The sequence below is a fragment of the Pseudobacillus sp. 179-B 2D1 NHS genome (genome assembly GCF_045370945.1).
Lineage (GTDB): Bacteria > Bacillota > Bacilli > Bacillales > Domibacillaceae > Pseudobacillus.
The window spans coordinates 24,058-39,741 of record NZ_JBIQDP010000006.1; the positions used below are offsets into that span (position 1 = coordinate 24,058).

At 42.8% G+C, this 15,684-nt stretch carries 15 protein-coding genes; all 15 read right to left on the bottom strand.

The window, feature by feature from the left end:
* Positions 1-30: 30 nt before the first annotated feature.
* A complete protein-coding gene (locus ACH0BF_RS07820) occupies positions 31-234 on the bottom strand; it encodes a YlzJ-like family protein (protein ID WP_120037338.1) in 204 nt (67 codons plus the stop codon).
* Complete coding sequence (locus ACH0BF_RS07825; protein WP_340856439.1) at positions 231-950, bottom strand: ClpP family protease; 720 nt, start codon at positions 948-950, stop codon at positions 231-233. The genes ACH0BF_RS07820 and ACH0BF_RS07825 overlap by 4 nt, the downstream gene beginning before the upstream one ends.
* A gap of 363 nt (positions 951-1,313) precedes the next feature.
* Positions 1,314-2,981, bottom strand: coding sequence for a ribonuclease J (locus ACH0BF_RS07830; protein WP_406909236.1), 1,668 nt, complete (start codon positions 2,979-2,981; stop codon positions 1,314-1,316).
* A gap of 220 nt (positions 2,982-3,201) precedes the next feature.
* Positions 3,202-4,065, bottom strand: a complete 864-nt coding sequence (dapA, locus tag ACH0BF_RS07835; protein WP_120037332.1) for a 4-hydroxy-tetrahydrodipicolinate synthase — start codon at positions 4,063-4,065, stop codon at positions 3,202-3,204.
* A gap of 28 nt (positions 4,066-4,093) precedes the next feature.
* Entirely contained in the window at positions 4,094-5,332 is a 1,239-nt protein-coding gene (dapG, locus tag ACH0BF_RS07840) for an aspartate kinase (protein ID WP_120037331.1), read from the bottom strand.
* A gap of 41 nt (positions 5,333-5,373) precedes the next feature.
* A complete protein-coding gene (gene asd, locus ACH0BF_RS07845; protein ID WP_406909238.1) occupies positions 5,374-6,426 on the bottom strand; it encodes an aspartate-semialdehyde dehydrogenase in 1,053 nt (350 codons plus the stop codon).
* Positions 6,427-6,612: 186 nt separating this feature from the next.
* Positions 6,613-7,212, bottom strand: a complete 600-nt coding sequence (locus tag ACH0BF_RS07850; RefSeq protein WP_120037327.1) for a dipicolinate synthase subunit B — start codon at positions 7,210-7,212, stop codon at positions 6,613-6,615.
* A 3-nt stretch (positions 7,213-7,215) separates the two neighbouring features.
* Positions 7,216-8,109 (bottom strand): dipicolinic acid synthetase subunit A, encoded by an 894-nt coding sequence (gene dpaA, locus ACH0BF_RS07855; protein WP_340856440.1) that lies wholly within the window; start codon positions 8,107-8,109, stop codon positions 7,216-7,218.
* A gap of 103 nt (positions 8,110-8,212) precedes the next feature.
* Positions 8,213-9,454 carry a M16 family metallopeptidase gene (locus tag ACH0BF_RS07860; RefSeq protein WP_120037325.1) on the bottom strand — a complete coding sequence of 414 codons (1,242 nt, stop codon included), beginning with the start codon at positions 9,452-9,454 and terminating at the stop codon, positions 8,213-8,215.
* 42 nt (positions 9,455-9,496) lie between these two features.
* Positions 9,497-10,474: a polysaccharide deacetylase family protein gene (locus ACH0BF_RS07865; protein ID WP_406909239.1), complete on the bottom strand. Its 978-nt coding sequence runs from the start codon at positions 10,472-10,474 to the stop codon at positions 9,497-9,499.
* A 93-nt stretch (positions 10,475-10,567) separates the two neighbouring features.
* Positions 10,568-12,694, bottom strand: a complete 2,127-nt coding sequence (gene pnp / locus ACH0BF_RS07870; RefSeq protein WP_340854645.1) for a polyribonucleotide nucleotidyltransferase — start codon at positions 12,692-12,694, stop codon at positions 10,568-10,570.
* Between the two features lie 230 nt (positions 12,695-12,924).
* Entirely contained in the window at positions 12,925-13,194 is a 270-nt protein-coding gene (gene rpsO, locus ACH0BF_RS07875; protein WP_049661588.1) for a 30S ribosomal protein S15, read from the bottom strand.
* Positions 13,195-13,322: 128 nt separating this feature from the next.
* Positions 13,323-14,270, bottom strand: coding sequence for a bifunctional riboflavin kinase/FAD synthetase (gene ribF / locus ACH0BF_RS07880; RefSeq protein ID WP_406909281.1), 948 nt, complete (start codon positions 14,268-14,270; stop codon positions 13,323-13,325).
* Positions 14,271-14,290: 20 nt separating this feature from the next.
* A complete protein-coding gene (truB, locus tag ACH0BF_RS07885; protein ID WP_120037319.1) occupies positions 14,291-15,199 on the bottom strand; it encodes a tRNA pseudouridine(55) synthase TruB in 909 nt (302 codons plus the stop codon).
* A gap of 128 nt (positions 15,200-15,327) precedes the next feature.
* Positions 15,328-15,681, bottom strand: coding sequence for a 30S ribosome-binding factor RbfA (gene rbfA / locus ACH0BF_RS07890; RefSeq protein ID WP_120037317.1), 354 nt, complete (start codon positions 15,679-15,681; stop codon positions 15,328-15,330).
* Positions 15,682-15,684 lie beyond the last annotated feature (3 nt).

Below are 15,684 nucleotides of genomic sequence, written 5' to 3' on the forward strand. Positions count from 1 at the left end.
GCATATTTGTTCGTATCTATCTAACGATGTTTAAAGGGAAATGAATTGGCCGGGTGTTACTTGCTGGTTTAAATAGTGGGACGGATCGGTACTGAGAATACGGACAACTTTATAGCGATTTTCCTCACGCTCTGCAAAAAGTGGAATACCGTTCCACGAAATAAATTCCAGATTATTCCCTTGAGTATCTTCGGGGTAAATATGCTCATACGGCATGACTGTATATAAAATCATTGGATCATCGCCCCGCCTTGCTCTTTAGCAGCAATCAATTCATTTAGCTTCCTCATCGCTTCCCCGATTCCGCCTACTTCTTTAATTAAGCCGTACTGGACAGCGTCCTTGCCAACTACATTTGTACCTATATCCCTTGTTAAGTTCCCCTTTGCCAACATTAGTTCCTTAAACTTTTCTTCTGAAATAGCTGAGTGCTTTGTAACAAAATTGACTACTCTTTCCTGCATTTTATCCAAATACTCAAAGCTCTGTGGAACACCAATCACGAGACCAGTCAGCCGGATTGGATGAATGGTCATAGTAGCCGTGGAAGCAATAAAGGAATAATCACAGGAAACAGCAATCGGTACACCAATAGAATGCCCTCCTCCAAGAACAATGGAAACAGTTGGCTTTGACAATGAAGCAAGCATCTCAGAAATAGCGAGCCCTGCTTCAACATCTCCTCCCACAGTATTTAAAACAATGAGCAGCCCCTTGATTGAGGGGTTTTGTTCAATGGCCACAATTTGCGGAATGACGTGCTCATATTTTGTTGTTTTATTTTGCGGAGGGAGCTGCAAGTGCCCTTCAATTTGGCCAATAATAGTGAGGCAATGTACAGGAGAATCACTTGAAAGCTGGGGGACATTTGTCTGTCCGAGCTGTTGAATTTTCTCCATTAAAGAAGATTGGGGTTTCTCATTTTGTTCTTCCGGCTCTGTTTCTTCCATTGTTTTCTTTTCTATATCCATATCCAATTTCTCCTTTCGAAGGCGACGCATTCTAACGCCTAACTTGTATATGAATATTCTCTTCATCCTGACTGATATTATTCAAAAGCTCCAGAGAACAATAAACAAAAAAATAAGCCCGAAGGCTTATTTTTAATTTTATCATTCGTAGAGTATCTTCTTTTTATCGGTGGAATAAAAAAGGCTTTTCCGCCGCTGAACGAGCGCCTTCCGCTTTTCTATTGTCCAGCTGCAGGCGCTAGCGGCTCGAGGTCATAAGCCCATCCAGCCAGAAGATTAAAAAACAACCTTCCAGCTGGCTTGTCTTATGCTTGTCGCCGCTGAACGAGCGCCTCCGCTTTTCTAGACTTCCATGATGATGGGAAGGATCATTGGACGGCGTTTCGTTTTTTCAAATAGGAATGAATTCAGTTGATCTCTAATATCTTGCTTAATGCTTGACCAATCAAAAGATTCGCCAGCCATATTTTTTTCTACGATATCAGTGATTAATTTCGTCGATTGCTCCATCAGTTTCTCGGACTCTCGTACGTACACAAAACCACGCGATATGATCTCTGGACCGGAGACAATCCGTTTTTGTTTTTTGCTTAGCGTAATGACGACAATGAAAATTCCATCCTGTGACAAAAGCTTACGGTCTCGCAAGACGATGTTGCCTACATCTCCTACGCCGATTCCATCAATCAGGACATTGCCTGCAGATACTTTAGAGCTGACGCGCAATTTATCGTTTTTATATTCAATCACATCCCCTTTTTCAGGGATATAAATGTTCTCCACGGGTACGCCTGTTTGAGCAGCTAGCTTGGCATGGGCTTTCAACATGCGGTATTCACCCTGAATAGGAATAAAATAACGTGGTTTCATGAGATTGAGCATAAACTTTAAATCTTCTTGGAAGCCGTGACCAGAAACATGCACTTTACGGCTGCCTGTTACCACATTTGCCCCGGAACGATAAAGAAGATTCACTGTCTTTGCCATAAGCAGCTCTAATCCCGGAGAAGGCGTAGCCGTAATTAAAACTGTATCTCCCTCTTTAATTCTTACGAGCTTGTTCGTTCCTTTTGCCATTTTTTGCAGTGCTTCAATTGGTTCTCCCTGCACGCCCGTTGTTAAAATTACAATTTCATTTTCCGGATATTCAGCAATTTCCTGCAGGCTAACCAATACATCTTCTTGAACATTTAAATAGCCTAGCTTGATCGCCACATCGTTCACACGCTGCAAGCTTTTACCGCTGACGGCCACTTTGCGGTCATTCTCGTAAGCAGCGTCAAATACTTGCTGGATACGAATTAAATTGGAGGCATATGAAGCGACAATAATACGTCCTTTTGCCATATGAAAAGCATCCGATAACTGGCTAGCAATCACTTCTTCAGACGTTGTGTGGCCCGGGCGCTCTGCCTCTGTAGAATCAGATAAGAGCATAAACACCCCATTCTGGCCAATTTGAGCCATCTTTCCAATATCAGGTGAATAAAGACCTTTTGCGGCCTGATCAAACTTAAATTCCCCCGTATGCACGATGGCTCCTTCGGAAGTGTGAATGGCTACACCAACAGAATCCGGAATGCTATGAGTTGTGCGGAAAAATGTTACTTCCACACTATCAAAACGGAGCCGCGTATCTGAATGCACCGTATAATACTTTACTTCTTCCTTTACGTTCTCCTCACGTAAACGCATTTTTGCCAAGGCAATTGTCAGCTTCGTTCCATACACAGGCGCTTTAATTTTTTGCAGCACATAGCCTAACGAGCCGATGGCGTCTTCATGTCCGTGCGTTAAAAAGATCCCTTTAATACGTTCTTTATTATCAATTAAATAAGAAATATCAGGGATGACGATATCGATTCCGAGCATTTCATTTTCCGGGAACATGAGCCCGCTGTCAATTATAAAAATCTCTTCATCCACTTCGACTACCGTCATATTCTTTCCAATTTCACCTACTCCGCCAAGCGGAATCACTTTAATCGTTTCGTTTTTTTTCTTACTCACTATAAATTTCCTCCTATACTTAAGAACACCCGTCCCATCACATTATGTTTATTATAAGGGATGAAGGAAAGTAAAGCCAATACTATCTGTCTCTGGGAAAGCTTTTATCTGATTTTAACAAAAAAATCCCGACAAGCGGGCTCCTGCTGAAATGAGGCAGAAAAAGCTTTCTGCAGCTGTATCAGCCAGGAGACCTCAACCTATCGGGAATTTTTTTCGTTTACACTAATTTCTGTAAAGCGGTGCGTTCAGCTTCTGTAAGTGGAACGAGCGGCAAACGTACAGACCCCATATCCATGCCTTTTAACTGCAAGGCCGTTTTTACAGGCACTGGACTTGGAGAAGCAAATAATTGTTTAATCAGCGGCAAAAGCTGTTGATGAAGTTTTGCTGCTTCCTTGTAATTGCCATCTAAAAAGGCTGAAACCATTTGTTGCATCTCATTACCTGCAACATGTGAAGCGACAGAAACGATACCAACTCCTCCAATTGAAAGGATCGGAAGTGTCAGGCTATCATCGCCACTATACACCTGAAAGTCATCGTCTGTGCCAGCAATGATTTCAGTGACGGCGTCTAGATTTCCGCTCGCCTCCTTCACTGCCACAATATTAGGCAATTTAGACAATCTAATAATCGTTTCAGGCTCGATATTCACACTCGAACGTCCAGGAATATTATAGAGCATCACGGGTAAAGAAGTCGCTTCGGCAACCGTCTTAAAGTGCTGATAGAGCCCTTCCTGATTCGGTTTATTATAATAAGGGGCAACAAGCATAATAGCGTCCACGCCCGCCTCTTCAGCTTTCTTTGTCAACTCAATAGACTGTCGCGTATTATTGCTACCAGTACCCGCTATAACAGGTACTCGTCCATTGGCTACTTTAACTGTATGGCGGAACAAAGCGACCTTTTCTTCCGCCGTCAGAACTGGAGATTCTCCAGTAGTTCCAGCAATAACAAGTGAGTCTGTTCCATTATTTATTAAATAATTCACCAGTTGGGTCGTTCTTTCAAAATCAACATTTTCTTTTGAGTCAAACGGTGTCACCATAGCAGTTGACACCCGTCCGAAAGAAGTCATACTCCTTTTCCTCCTTCAAACAGCCGGCTTAGTTATTTTCATATTCAAACTGATCCTCGTGCAAAAGGAAAGCATCATGAAGCGCGTTAACCGCCGTTACGAGCTGTTCGTTTTTAACGAGCACCCATATAGTTGTATGACTGTCGGCGGATTGCAAAATACCGACTCCTTGTTCCGACAAGGCCGTAACAATTTTAGATGTCACACCCGGTACGCCTGTCATGCCAGCACCGACGACTGATACTTTTGCACAGTCTTTCTCCACGTCAGGCTCATAATCCATTTCTCTTAAAACAGAAATAGCACGATCAGCCATCTCTCCTGCAACCGTATAAACTACACCTGTTGGAGAAATATTGATGAAGTCCACACTGATCTTTTCGTTGGCCATGGCTTTAAATACTTCCGCCTGCAAGTTATACTGATCTTTTTTCGCCTGTACTTTAATCTGTGCTACATTGCTCACATGGGCAATTCCTGTAACGAGGCGCTCACGAACGTCCGGCCCTTGATTCGGCTTCGTAATCGAAGTAACAAGCGTCCCAACGCCGTCAGACTGAGTAGAGCGGATACGCATTGGCACTTTGGCCTGCATAGCAATCTCCACAGCACGGGGATGAATGACTTTCGCTCCCTGATAAGCCATGTTGCACACTTCAGTATAAGTAACAACAGAAAGCGGCCGCGCCTTCGTAGCAATACGAGGATCGGCTGTCATGATTCCTTCGACATCTGTAAAGATATCTACCCATTCTGCCTGTAGGGCAGCACCGAGAGCAGCAGCCGACGTATCGCTTCCTCCGCGTCCAATTGTTGTAATGTCACCCGTTTTAGAAGCTCCCTGGAAACCAGCTACGACGACTACATCATGCGAATGAAGGGCTTTTAGCAGCCTGTCGCATCTCATTTCAAGGATTTTAGCATTCGTATGGTCATCATTTGTTATAAATCCTGCCTGAGCCCCAGTCATGGCACAGGCAGTTATGTTGCTCTCTAATAACATATTTGTAAAGACGAGGCTGGATATAACTTCACCGCAAGACAAAAGCATATCCTGCTCTCTCGCTGTCAGTTTCATCTCTGTTCCATTAACTAGAGATAAGAGTGTATCTGTTGCATAAGGATCTCCCTGTCGTCCCATCGCAGAAACAACCACTACAACTTTATATCCTTCTTTGATCGCTGATTCAATATGCCGCTTAGCGTGGCGGCGTGATTCTTCACTGCGGACGGATGTGCCGCCAAATTTCTGTACGATAACTTTCACTATAAACACCTCTGCATTTCCGTGATGAGATCATCCTACGATCACTTTTCTTTTACAAGCTCCATCTCAATCAATGTTTCAGCAATTTGAACAGAATTCCAGGCAGCTCCCTTGAGCAGGTTATCAGAAACAACCCACATATGGAAGCCTGTTTCTTCATCCAGGTCTTTGCGCACCCGTCCAACAAATACTTCTTTCTTTCCGATGCAATGCGCAGGCATTGGATACACTTGTTCATCCGGATTATCTTGCAAAACTACCCCTGGTGCATCCTGCAGTTTATGTTTAATATCAGCTGCTGACAATCCCTTAGTGTCCACTTCAAAGTAAACAGACTCCGAGTGCCCAGTTTCTACAGGAAGGCGTACACACGTAGCTGCTACACTAAGCTCTGGCATGTGCATAATTTTCTTTGTTTCATTGATCATTTTCATTTCCTCAAACGTAAAGCCGTTTTCCTGAAATTTGTCAATTTGAGGAATGGCATTAAAAGCAATTTGATAATGCTTTTTATCACTGCCTACTGGCAAAATTTCTGGCGTTACTTCTTTGCCATCAAGAATATCTTGTGTTTGGCTATACATTTCATTGATGGCTTTCGCTCCTGCTCCAGATACAGCCTGGTAAGTCGATACAATCACCTTTTTTAAACCGTACGATTGGCGGATGGGTTCAAGAGCAGCCACCATTTGAATCGTTGAACAGTTCGGGTTAGCAATGATTCCATTATGTTTTCTTAAATCTTCTTTATTTACTTCCGGCACAACGAGCGGAACATCTTCGTCCATGCGGTAAGCGCTCGTGTTATCCACAACAATCGCTCCCCGTTTCACTGCTTCTGGAGCAAGCTGTTTAGAAATGCTGCCCCCGGCACTGAACAAAGCAATGTCGACTCCTTCAAAGCTCTCGGGCTTTGCTTCTTGTACAATTACTTCTTCCCCTTTATAAAGAATCGCTTTTCCTGCAGAGCGTGCAGATGAAAGCAATGTTAATTTACGGATTGGAAATTCTCTTTCTTCTAATGTTTGAAGCATTTGTTGGCCAACTGCTCCAGTTGCGCCTACAAGAGCAATATGAAATCCTTTTGTATTCATCCTTCTTTTTCCCCTTTCAAATTCCCTATGAACAAATAGACTTGTGCATATGTAATAGTTTTTAAACAATATTAAATAGTAAAAAAAATAGAATAGCACTTTTAATAGCTACTATTTTATCATATTAAAGTTCGAAAAGAGCAATAAAATGCTGAGTTCTTAAAAAAAGAGAAAAAAGGGGAGAAATTAACTCCCGTAGCGGAACCGTTCAATAATAACCGGCTGTAGTTGCTTTCCTTCTAGAGCGGATTCGATTGTCTCTGTCAGACTGTCCATTCTCGCTACCATAGAATTTGGTTTTTTTATCGGGTCATCCTGACCAAACGGAACAAAATACACATTTTTTACAGGCATAAGCCTCATAATGTTCATTCCATTTAAACCGAGGGCATCATTGGTTGAAATTCCGAGAACGACAGGCTTCAAATTCCGCAATGTTGCTTTAGCCGCCATCAATACCGGTGAATCTGTCATGGCATTGGCAAATTTGCTAAGTGAATTGCCGGTAATTGGAGCAATCACCATGCAATCGAGTGGGATTTTTGGGCCGAGCGGCTCGGCTGCCACGATGGAATCAATCACTTTTTTCCCTGTCACTTTTTCAATCTTCTCTACCCATTCTCCCACTTCACCAAAGCGTGTGCCTGTTCCTTTTACCGTAGCTGTTACAACTGGAACTACGTCTGCTCCAAGTTCGACAAGCTTCTTAATTTGCGGAAACACTTCCTCATACGTACAATGAGAGCCCGTAATGCCGAATCCAATTCGCTTCCCTTTTAATGACATCTTCTAATCTCCTTTCGTAGTATTTATGTCTCCTAACAAGTCCGCAATCACGCTCGCTAAAATCTGTCCGGCGGTTTTTGGGGCCACAATTCCCGGCAACCCTAAAGCAAGGATTGCTTTGATGCCTCGCTTTTTGGCAAATTGAAAGTCTGTTCCTCCTGGCTTGGAAGCTAAATCAATAATTAACATATGAGGCTTCATCCTGGCGATGGATTGTGCGGTAATGACTAAAGAGGGAATTGTATTAATAATGATATCTAGCGACTCTGCTTCTTTAGGGAGCTGGTCAATGGAAAACGGTGTCAGCCCCATTTCAATTGCTCGCGCTAAATGTTCGCTCCTTCTTGCACCAAGCTTTACATTTGCCCCTAAGCTGTCAAATGTCCTAGCCACGCTCATTCCTACTCTGCCCATGCCAAGAACAGCAACAGAAGAGCCATGTATGGTAAAATCCGTTTGCTGGATTGCCATCATTACTGCACCTTCCGCAGTTGGTATGGAATTATAAATCGATACATCATCCCGGTCGAATAGGCGAATGAGTGTTTTTCCTGTTTGTGCAGCAAGCTTCGTCAGTACCGGAGGACTAATGCCTGTAAATAGAATGCAGTGATCGGGCGTTTTTTCAAGCATGCCTTTCGTTAAACGGAGATGATGAGATGAAAAGATTGCTTCAATTTCACCTGTTGGTTGCAAGCCAGCTACCGGTAGAATAATGGCATCTAACTCGTTAAAAGGCAGTTCCGCCAGCTTCTCCTTTACCGCCCCCGTAAAGCTTTGTTCGAGTTGGTCAAACCCAACTAGATACACTTTTGCATCAAGTTCTGTTAATTTCCTGATGATTTCAAGCTGGCGGGCATCTCCGCCTAACACAGCCACCTGGAGCCCTGTCAGCATCGTTTTCACCATCCCTTTCTTCTCGCTTCTACATTGTATGAAAAAATAGAATTTCGGTGAAATGAATAAAAAAATCTCTTGCTATATGCAAGAGATTTTCTAATTATATAGTAACGGCCCCTGGAAACTTTCCGTCTGGACTAATCAAAGCCGCCGAATAATCATTGTTGAAGATTTTATTACCGAGATTATTCACCTTCTCCATCGTTACTTCATCAATTAAACTGACGATTTCATCAAGCGTACGATGCTTCTTTAACAATAGCTCATTCTTACCATTGCGGCTCATGCGGCTATTGGTGCTCTCTAGACTGAGCATTAAACTGCCTTTTAGTTGCTCTTTGCTATTATGCAGCTCTTTACCGCTGATTCCGTCCGCTTTCAACGTAGCTAGCGTTTGCTGGATTGTTTCAAATAATTCGTCTAGCTGTTCTGCTCCAGTGCCGCCATATATCGTGACAAGGCCGCTATCTCTAAAAGAAGAATGATAAGAGAAGACCGAATAAGCAAGCCCACGCTGTTCGCGTACTTCCTGGAAGAGCCGGGAAGACATGCTTCCTCCTAAAATATTATTCAAAACAATTAAATTGTACACATCTTTATGGCCAATCGGCAATCCTTCAAATCCGAGGCAAAGATGCGCCTGCTCAGTTTCTTTTTTCCGGGCTACTTTTTCCGTAAATGTTTCAGGCGATATCGCATGATCTGGACGTTGTCCCCCTTGATAAGAGCCAAAAAGCTTCGCTGCATGCTGAACTAGCTCTTCGCTGACATTACCTGCAATAGAAATAACAACGCGATCAGGTGTATACATATCATGCATGTATTGTTTTAGTTTTTCCCTTGTAAAAGAAGCCAGTGTTTCCTCAGTGCCAAGTATCGGATAACCAAGCGGATGACTTTTATAAAAAGCCTTGCTCAGTAAATCATGGACAATGTCATCTGGTGTATCTTCATACATCTTAATTTCTTCTGACACTACACTTTTTTCTTTATTCATTTCTTCCTCAGCAAAAGCCGAATTAAAAAACATATCAGCCAGCGTATCCACAGCATAAGTCGCATGATTATCAAGCACCTTAGCATAGTAACAAGTATACTCTTTCGAAGTGAACGCATTGACCTGTCCACCGATGCTGTCAAAGCTTTCGGCAATCTCTTTTGCTGATTTTGTATCCGTCCCTTTAAAAAACATATGTTCTAAGAAATGGGAAATACCATTATTTTCAGGTGTTTCATCTCTTGAACCTGTCGCGATCCAGATACCAATAGCTGCTGACCGCACAGTCGGTATTTCTTCCATTACTATTCTAACCCCATTGTCACAAGTAAACTTTTTTATCAATGTAATCCTCCTATTTCAGCCGCTGTAAAAAAGCCGAGTTCGTTAATGACTAGATGATGATGTATGTGAAATAATTCTAGTTTCGCTTAGCAAGTTGGATACAGTGTCCACTTTTAATTGTTTAGCCTTTAGCTTTCTAACCAATGTGTCTAAAGAAGCGGACGATGATTCAGTCGGATGCATTAAAATGATCGCCCCTGGATGTACACGGCTTATGACCCTATTAATAAGAGCTTCGGGCGTAGGTTTCTTCCAATCAATCGTGTCTACTGTCCACAAAGTTGTATTCATTCCGAGCTGATGAGCAGTTTCTACTGTCGCGTCAGTAAAGCTGCCGCTTGGAGGAGCGAACAGCAGCGGACGGGTTCCTGTTGCTGATTCAATAACTTTATTTGTCTTTTCCATCTCTTCTCTGGCACGCGCCTTGCTTAGGCGTGCCATATCCGGATGAGTGTAAGAGTGATTTCCTCCTTCATGTCCAGCATCTATAATCATTTTAGCAAGATCAGGGTGTTTTTTTACCCATTGCCCTTCGAAGAAAAAGGTAGCATGAATTGAATGCTTTTTCAACACTTCTAACATTTCCGGTAAATATTCTTCCCCCCATGCTACATTAATAGCCAAGCTTACCATTGCCTTGTCAGAATGTCCACGATAAATTGGAGCGGGGGGCAAGTCCTTTAAATGGACCTTAGGTGGTATTTGTTTATATATTAAACGGCTTTCTTGAAACCTTCCATCTTTTTTCATCAATTGGTAGGACTTCTTTTCATTTACTTTCAGTCCATTATAACCGGGTATTGCTTTCCATACTCGATCAATCTTGGCATTCTGAGGTGAAACATAGCGATCTTTCGCTTCTTGTTGGATCTGTTGAAGCAATGATGGTCCGCTTTGATGGGCGAATTGCGCCTCGTTCTTTAATTCCTCGAGATAACCGCTGATCAATTTGCTTTCAACGAAAAAGAACATAATCATTCCAATGATTAATACACTAATCATATGTTTTATTTTTCCCATTGTCCATGCCTCCCCCCATTGTTTTAAAATTATGAAAAATAGGGGGATTATAGAACATGCGAAAAAACCAGAGGAGCATCCTCTGGTTTTTGATTATGACTGTTGGCCTTGTTTTTCAGCCGCTTCTTTTTGTTCTTTTAATACAGTCTTACGCGAAAGATTTACCCGGCCCTGATCGTCAATACCAATGACTTTGACGAGAAGTTTATCACCAAGTGCCACAACATCTTCCACTTTGCGAACACGCTCTTCAGCTAGCTCTGAAATGTGAACAAGCCCGTCTTTACCAGGGAACAACTCAACAAATGCGCCAAATTTCTCGATGCGCTTGACTGTACCATCGTATAGCTGCCCTACTTCGACTTCACGAACAATATCTTCGATGATTTTCTTTGCAGCATTATTCTGCTGGGCATCCACTGAAGAAATAAAGATTGTGCCATCTTGCTCGATATCAATTTTAACGCCTGTTTCTTCAATGATCTTATTGATCTGCTTGCCGCTTGGTCCGATTACATCACGGATTTTATCCGGATTAATAGTCATCGTTAAGATTTTCGGTGCGTAATCTGACAGCTCGCTGCGCGGTTCAGCAATGACAGATATCATATGATCTAAAATATGCATACGGCCTTTTTTCGCTTGTTGAAGAGCTTCTTCTAAAATTTCACGGCTCAAGCCTTCAATTTTAATATCCATTTGTAAGGCTGTAACACCTTTTTCTGTACCGGCCACTTTAAAGTCCATATCTCCAAGGTGGTCTTCCATTCCTTGGATATCCGATAGAACAGTGTAATGTTCGCCGGATTTTACAAGGCCCATCGCAATACCGGCTACTGGTGCCTTGATCGGAACACCGGCATCCATCATCGCCATCGTGCTGGCACAAATACTCGCCTGAGAAGAAGAACCATTTGACTCCAACACTTCTGATACGAGGCGAATCGTGTATGGGAAGTCTTTTTCACTTGGAACGATCGGCTCTAAAGCCCGTTCTCCTAACGCTCCATGACCGATTTCACGACGGCCTGGCGCTCGTAATGGACGAGTTTCTCCTACGCTGAAGGAAGGGAAATTATAATGGTGCATGAAGCGCTTGGACTCCTCGATGCCAAGTCCATCTAAAATCTGTACATCGCCTAGTGCACCGAGAGTACAAATACTTAGTACTTGTGTTTGTCCTCTTGTGAACATAGCAGAACCATGTGTACGGGGCAGTAAACCGACCATAGAAGATAGCGGACGGATTTCATCGATTTTTCGGCCATCTGGTCTTACTTTTTCAACTGTAATAAGGCGGCGGACTTCTTCTTTGACGATCTTGTCCAAGATTTGTCCGATCTGCTTTATTGTTTCTTCCTCTGCCTCTTCGGCTGTAAACTTCTCAACAACGGTTGCTTTTACGGCGTTAATCGCATCTTCGCGTGCATGTTTTTCCTGCACTTGAATCGCTTCGACCATTTCCTTTTCACAGATAGAACGAACCTGCTGTTCAAGATCCGCATCAAGCTCGTACAAATCGATTTCGATTTTTTCTTTTCCTACCGCCTTGACAATTTCCTCCTGAAAAGCGATTAAACGCTTAATTTCTTCATGGCCGAACATGATGGCTTCAAGCATGACCTCTTCAGGTACTTCATCTGCTCCTGCTTCTACCATGTTAACCGCGTCTTTTGTTCCAGCTACAGTTAAGTGCAAGTCACTCTTTTCAAGCTGTTCAACAGATGGATTAATAATAAACTCTTCGTTTACACGGCCAACGATGACACCGGCAATCGGGCCTTCAAATGGAATGTCAGAAATACTTAATGACAATGATGAACCAAACATAGCCGCCATTTCGGAGGAGCAGTTTTGGTCCACACTCATCACTATGCTGATTACTTGTACTTCATTGCGGAAACCATCCGCGAATAATGGGCGGATTGGACGGTCAATCAGCCGGCTTGCCAGTGTTGCTTTTTCACTTGGACGGCCTTCTCTCTTAATGAAACCGCCTGGGATTTTCCCAACAGCATATAAGCGTTCCTCATAATTAACTGTTAGCGGAAAGAAGTCAAAAGGCTTTGCTTCCTTTGAAGCAGTAGCTGTACTTAGTACGACTGTATCTCCATAGCGGATCAACGCCGCTCCATTAGCTTGTTTAGCGACCTGGCCAACTTCAACAGTTAGCTCACGACCTGCCCATTCTATGGAAAATGTTTGTTTCCCTTGCTCCATAAATGAACCCCTCTCTGTACCAATAAATGTTGTGATTGCGTATCATCCTAACTATTAGCATAACACTCGGGATGATTCATGCAAAGTTATATCATTGAATTTATCTATCTTATATATTCTCTGCTGAAAAATATAAGTTACTCATTCACTTTTTATTTTCTTTTGGAATTAAATCCCAACTGTTTTTCTCCTAATAAAAAAGCGGGAACAAATCCCGCTTTCTGAACGGCTTAGCGACGCAAGCCAAGCTTTTGAATTAATTCACGGTAACGTTGAACATCTTTGTTACGAAGGTAAGTTAATAGGTTACGACGACGTCCAACCATTTTCAACAAACCGCGACGTGAATGATGGTCTTTTTTATGAGTGCGTAAATGCTCGTTAAGTGTATTGATTTGCTCTGTAAGCACAGCAATTTGTACTTCCGGAGAACCAGTGTCACTTTCATGAGTTTTGTATTGGTTGATAATTTCGTTCTTGCGTTCTTGAGTTAAAGCCATTGTAATTCCTCCTTAGTTTTTATAAAATCCCCTGTTACCAAGCATGCGTTGGAGCGGCGCGATGCTGAGCAAAGGTTCAAATAATGCATTTTTAATCATAGCTTATCTTAAGAAAAAATGCAACCTCTTTACCTTTCCGCTGCAAAATACGTAACAGCCGCCTGCTTGTCTTTGTCAATTTGAGCCACAAGGGCATCGATCCCATCAAATTTCTGTTCCCCACGCAGCCGGGCATACCATTTAACAGAAACCTCTTCTCCATATATCGAGTGGTCAAAATCAAAAATATGAACCTCTACCGACAGACTGTGCTCATCGGGATGCTTGAATGTCGGACGGTAGCCGATATTGCAAACTCCTTCATACCATTCATTTTTCACTTTTAATTTCACTGCATAGACGCCCGTTTCAGGGATGAGATAATCTTCATCCACTTCCACATTTGCGGTGGGAAATCCAATTTTGCGGCCACGCTTGTCTCCATGAATGACTGTGCCCTTTACCTCATAAGGCCTTCCGAGCAAACGGGCTGCCTCTTCCACATTTCCTTCCCCAAGAAAGTGGCGAATTTTTGTGGAACTAACTTTCTCTTGCTCATACTCCCATTTATCAATCGTTGTTGAAGCAAAGACATCACGCGAATGAAAAGGAAGAGTTTCCATTGTGCCCTTCCCAAGGCGGCCATATGTGTAATCAAATCCGGCAACGACATGCTCCACATGGAGACCAATAATATATTCATCAACAAATTGCTGGGGTTCGAGTGCTGCAAAATCAGAGGTGAATCGGACAATAAACAAATAATCTACCTCTAGTGACTCTATTTTTTTAATTTTTTCATCCATTGGAGTAATATATTTTATTGGTTTATGTGTATTTCCAAGGACGACGGACGGATGAGGATCAAATGTCATCACCGCACTTTTTATGCCCTGATTCCTTGCTTTCTCTACCGCCGCACGAATGACTTGCTGGTGCCCGGTATGGACTCCATCAAAAAAACCAAGAGCCATCACTAAAGGGGGCAAATTATTTTTGTCTAAGTTATGGGGATGATGCAACATATACACTTTCACCGTTCTCACCTGTCCTCCTGTCAGTCAGCTAACACTTTAACTGGCTTTACCTTCCCCGGTTTATCCGGGTGAAGCTTATAAATTGCCAGTAGACTCTCTTCATGAAATACTGCCGCTTCTTGTGCCTTTTCAGGCCATTCTGTCGGAGTATCCAACACAGAGCCGTTGATTACTTTCTTTGCTAATGTATCATTTATTGCCCATTTCGGCAAATGCTTGACCCCTTTTTCAAGAGGCTGAAGAATGGAGGAAGCGGCGTCTTCTTCCTGAAGTTTCCTCAGTTCCTCCAATGTGACGCATTGCTGTTTATTAAATCCGCCGGACGCCGTCCGTACGAGCTTAGACATGTGCGCTGGATAACCAAGTCGTTCGCCAATCATAACAGCCAGCGTCCGGATATATGTTCCTTTGCTGCAAGCCACCCGAAAAGAAAACCGAATGACCTCTCCCTCATACCATTCTCTGTCGTCCAATAATTCCAGCTCGTGAATGGTTACCTTTCTTGACGGTCTTTCCACTTCAATTCCTTGACGAGCATACTCATACAGCCTTTTCCCCTTTACTTTCACAGCGGAAAACATAGGCGGTGTTTGCGTGATTTCCCCAGTCAGTGATTGCAACACCGAGAGGACTTCGGCTCGTGAAATTTTTGAACGTATGGGTTGTTGTTCCACTATTTCTCCAGAAGCATCTTCTGTAGTTGTGGAAAAACCAACCGTCACTTCCCCTTCATATATCTTTCCTGAATTCATTATGTACTCAGCAAGCTTTGTTGCCCGTCCGAGACAAATAGGCAGCACTCCTTCTACATCAGGATCGAGGGTTCCAGTGTGCCCCACCTTTTTCATCTTCAAAATTTTACGCACTTTAAACACACAGTCATGGGAAGTCATTCCTTTTTCTTTCCAAAGTGGAAGTATTCCATCCATTCGGTCTCTCTCCTTTTTCAGGCATAAAAAAAGGTCTGGCCCCTTAAGAAGAAATGAATATAGCTCAGAAAAAGCGTCTATATCTCATTCACTGAAGAGGCCAGAACCTTATGATCCTTTATTGTTTATCAATGATCTGTGGAAGGGCTGTTGATTTCTCTTAATAAAGTATCGATACGGTTGCCATATTCGATCGATGCATCCATTTCAAAGAGCAGCTCTGGAGTTTTACGCAGGCGAATTCTCTGTCCTACTTCCGAACGGATAAAACCTTTTGCTTTGGTTAAAGCTTTCAAAGTACCCTCACGCTCTTCTTCATTGCCAAGCACCGTAATATACACGGTAGCCTGTTGAAGATCGCCAGTCACTTCAACGTCAGTGACAGTTATAAAACCAATGCGCGGATCTTTTACTTTCCGGTTCAATATATCCGTCAGCTCTTTTTTCATTTGTTCACCGACACGATTCGAACGAAGACTCATCTT

Coding starts and splice junctions, on each gene's coding strand:
- ACH0BF_RS07820 (WP_120037338.1), bottom strand. CDS start 234: ATGATTTTATATACAGTCATGCCGTATGAGCATATTTACCCCGAAGAT.
- ACH0BF_RS07825 (WP_340856439.1), bottom strand. CDS start 950: ATGGAAGAAACAGAGCCGGAAGAACAAAATGAGAAACCCCAATCTTCT.
- dapA (WP_120037332.1), bottom strand. CDS start 4,065: ATGACTTCTTTCGGACGGGTGTCAACTGCTATGGTGACACCGTTTGAC.
- asd (WP_406909238.1), bottom strand. CDS start 6,426: ATGAATACAAAAGGATTTCATATTGCTCTTGTAGGCGCAACTGGAGCA.
- ACH0BF_RS07850 (WP_120037327.1), bottom strand. CDS start 7,212: ATGTCATTAAAAGGGAAGCGAATTGGATTCGGCATTACGGGCTCTCAT.
- dpaA (WP_340856440.1), bottom strand. CDS start 8,109: ATGCTGACAGGGCTCCAGGTGGCTGTGTTAGGCGGAGATGCCCGCCAG.
- ACH0BF_RS07865 (WP_406909239.1), bottom strand. CDS start 10,474: ATGGGAAAAATAAAACATATGATTAGTGTATTAATCATTGGAATGATT.
- pnp (WP_340854645.1), bottom strand. CDS start 12,694: ATGGAGCAAGGGAAACAAACATTTTCCATAGAATGGGCAGGTCGTGAG.
- rpsO (WP_049661588.1), bottom strand. CDS start 13,194: ATGGCTTTAACTCAAGAACGCAAGAACGAAATTATCAACCAATACAAA.
- truB (WP_120037319.1), bottom strand. CDS start 15,199: ATGGATGGAATACTTCCACTTTGGAAAGAAAAAGGAATGACTTCCCAT.
- rbfA (WP_120037317.1), bottom strand. CDS start 15,681: ATGAGTCTTCGTTCGAATCGTGTCGGTGAACAAATGAAAAAAGAGCTG.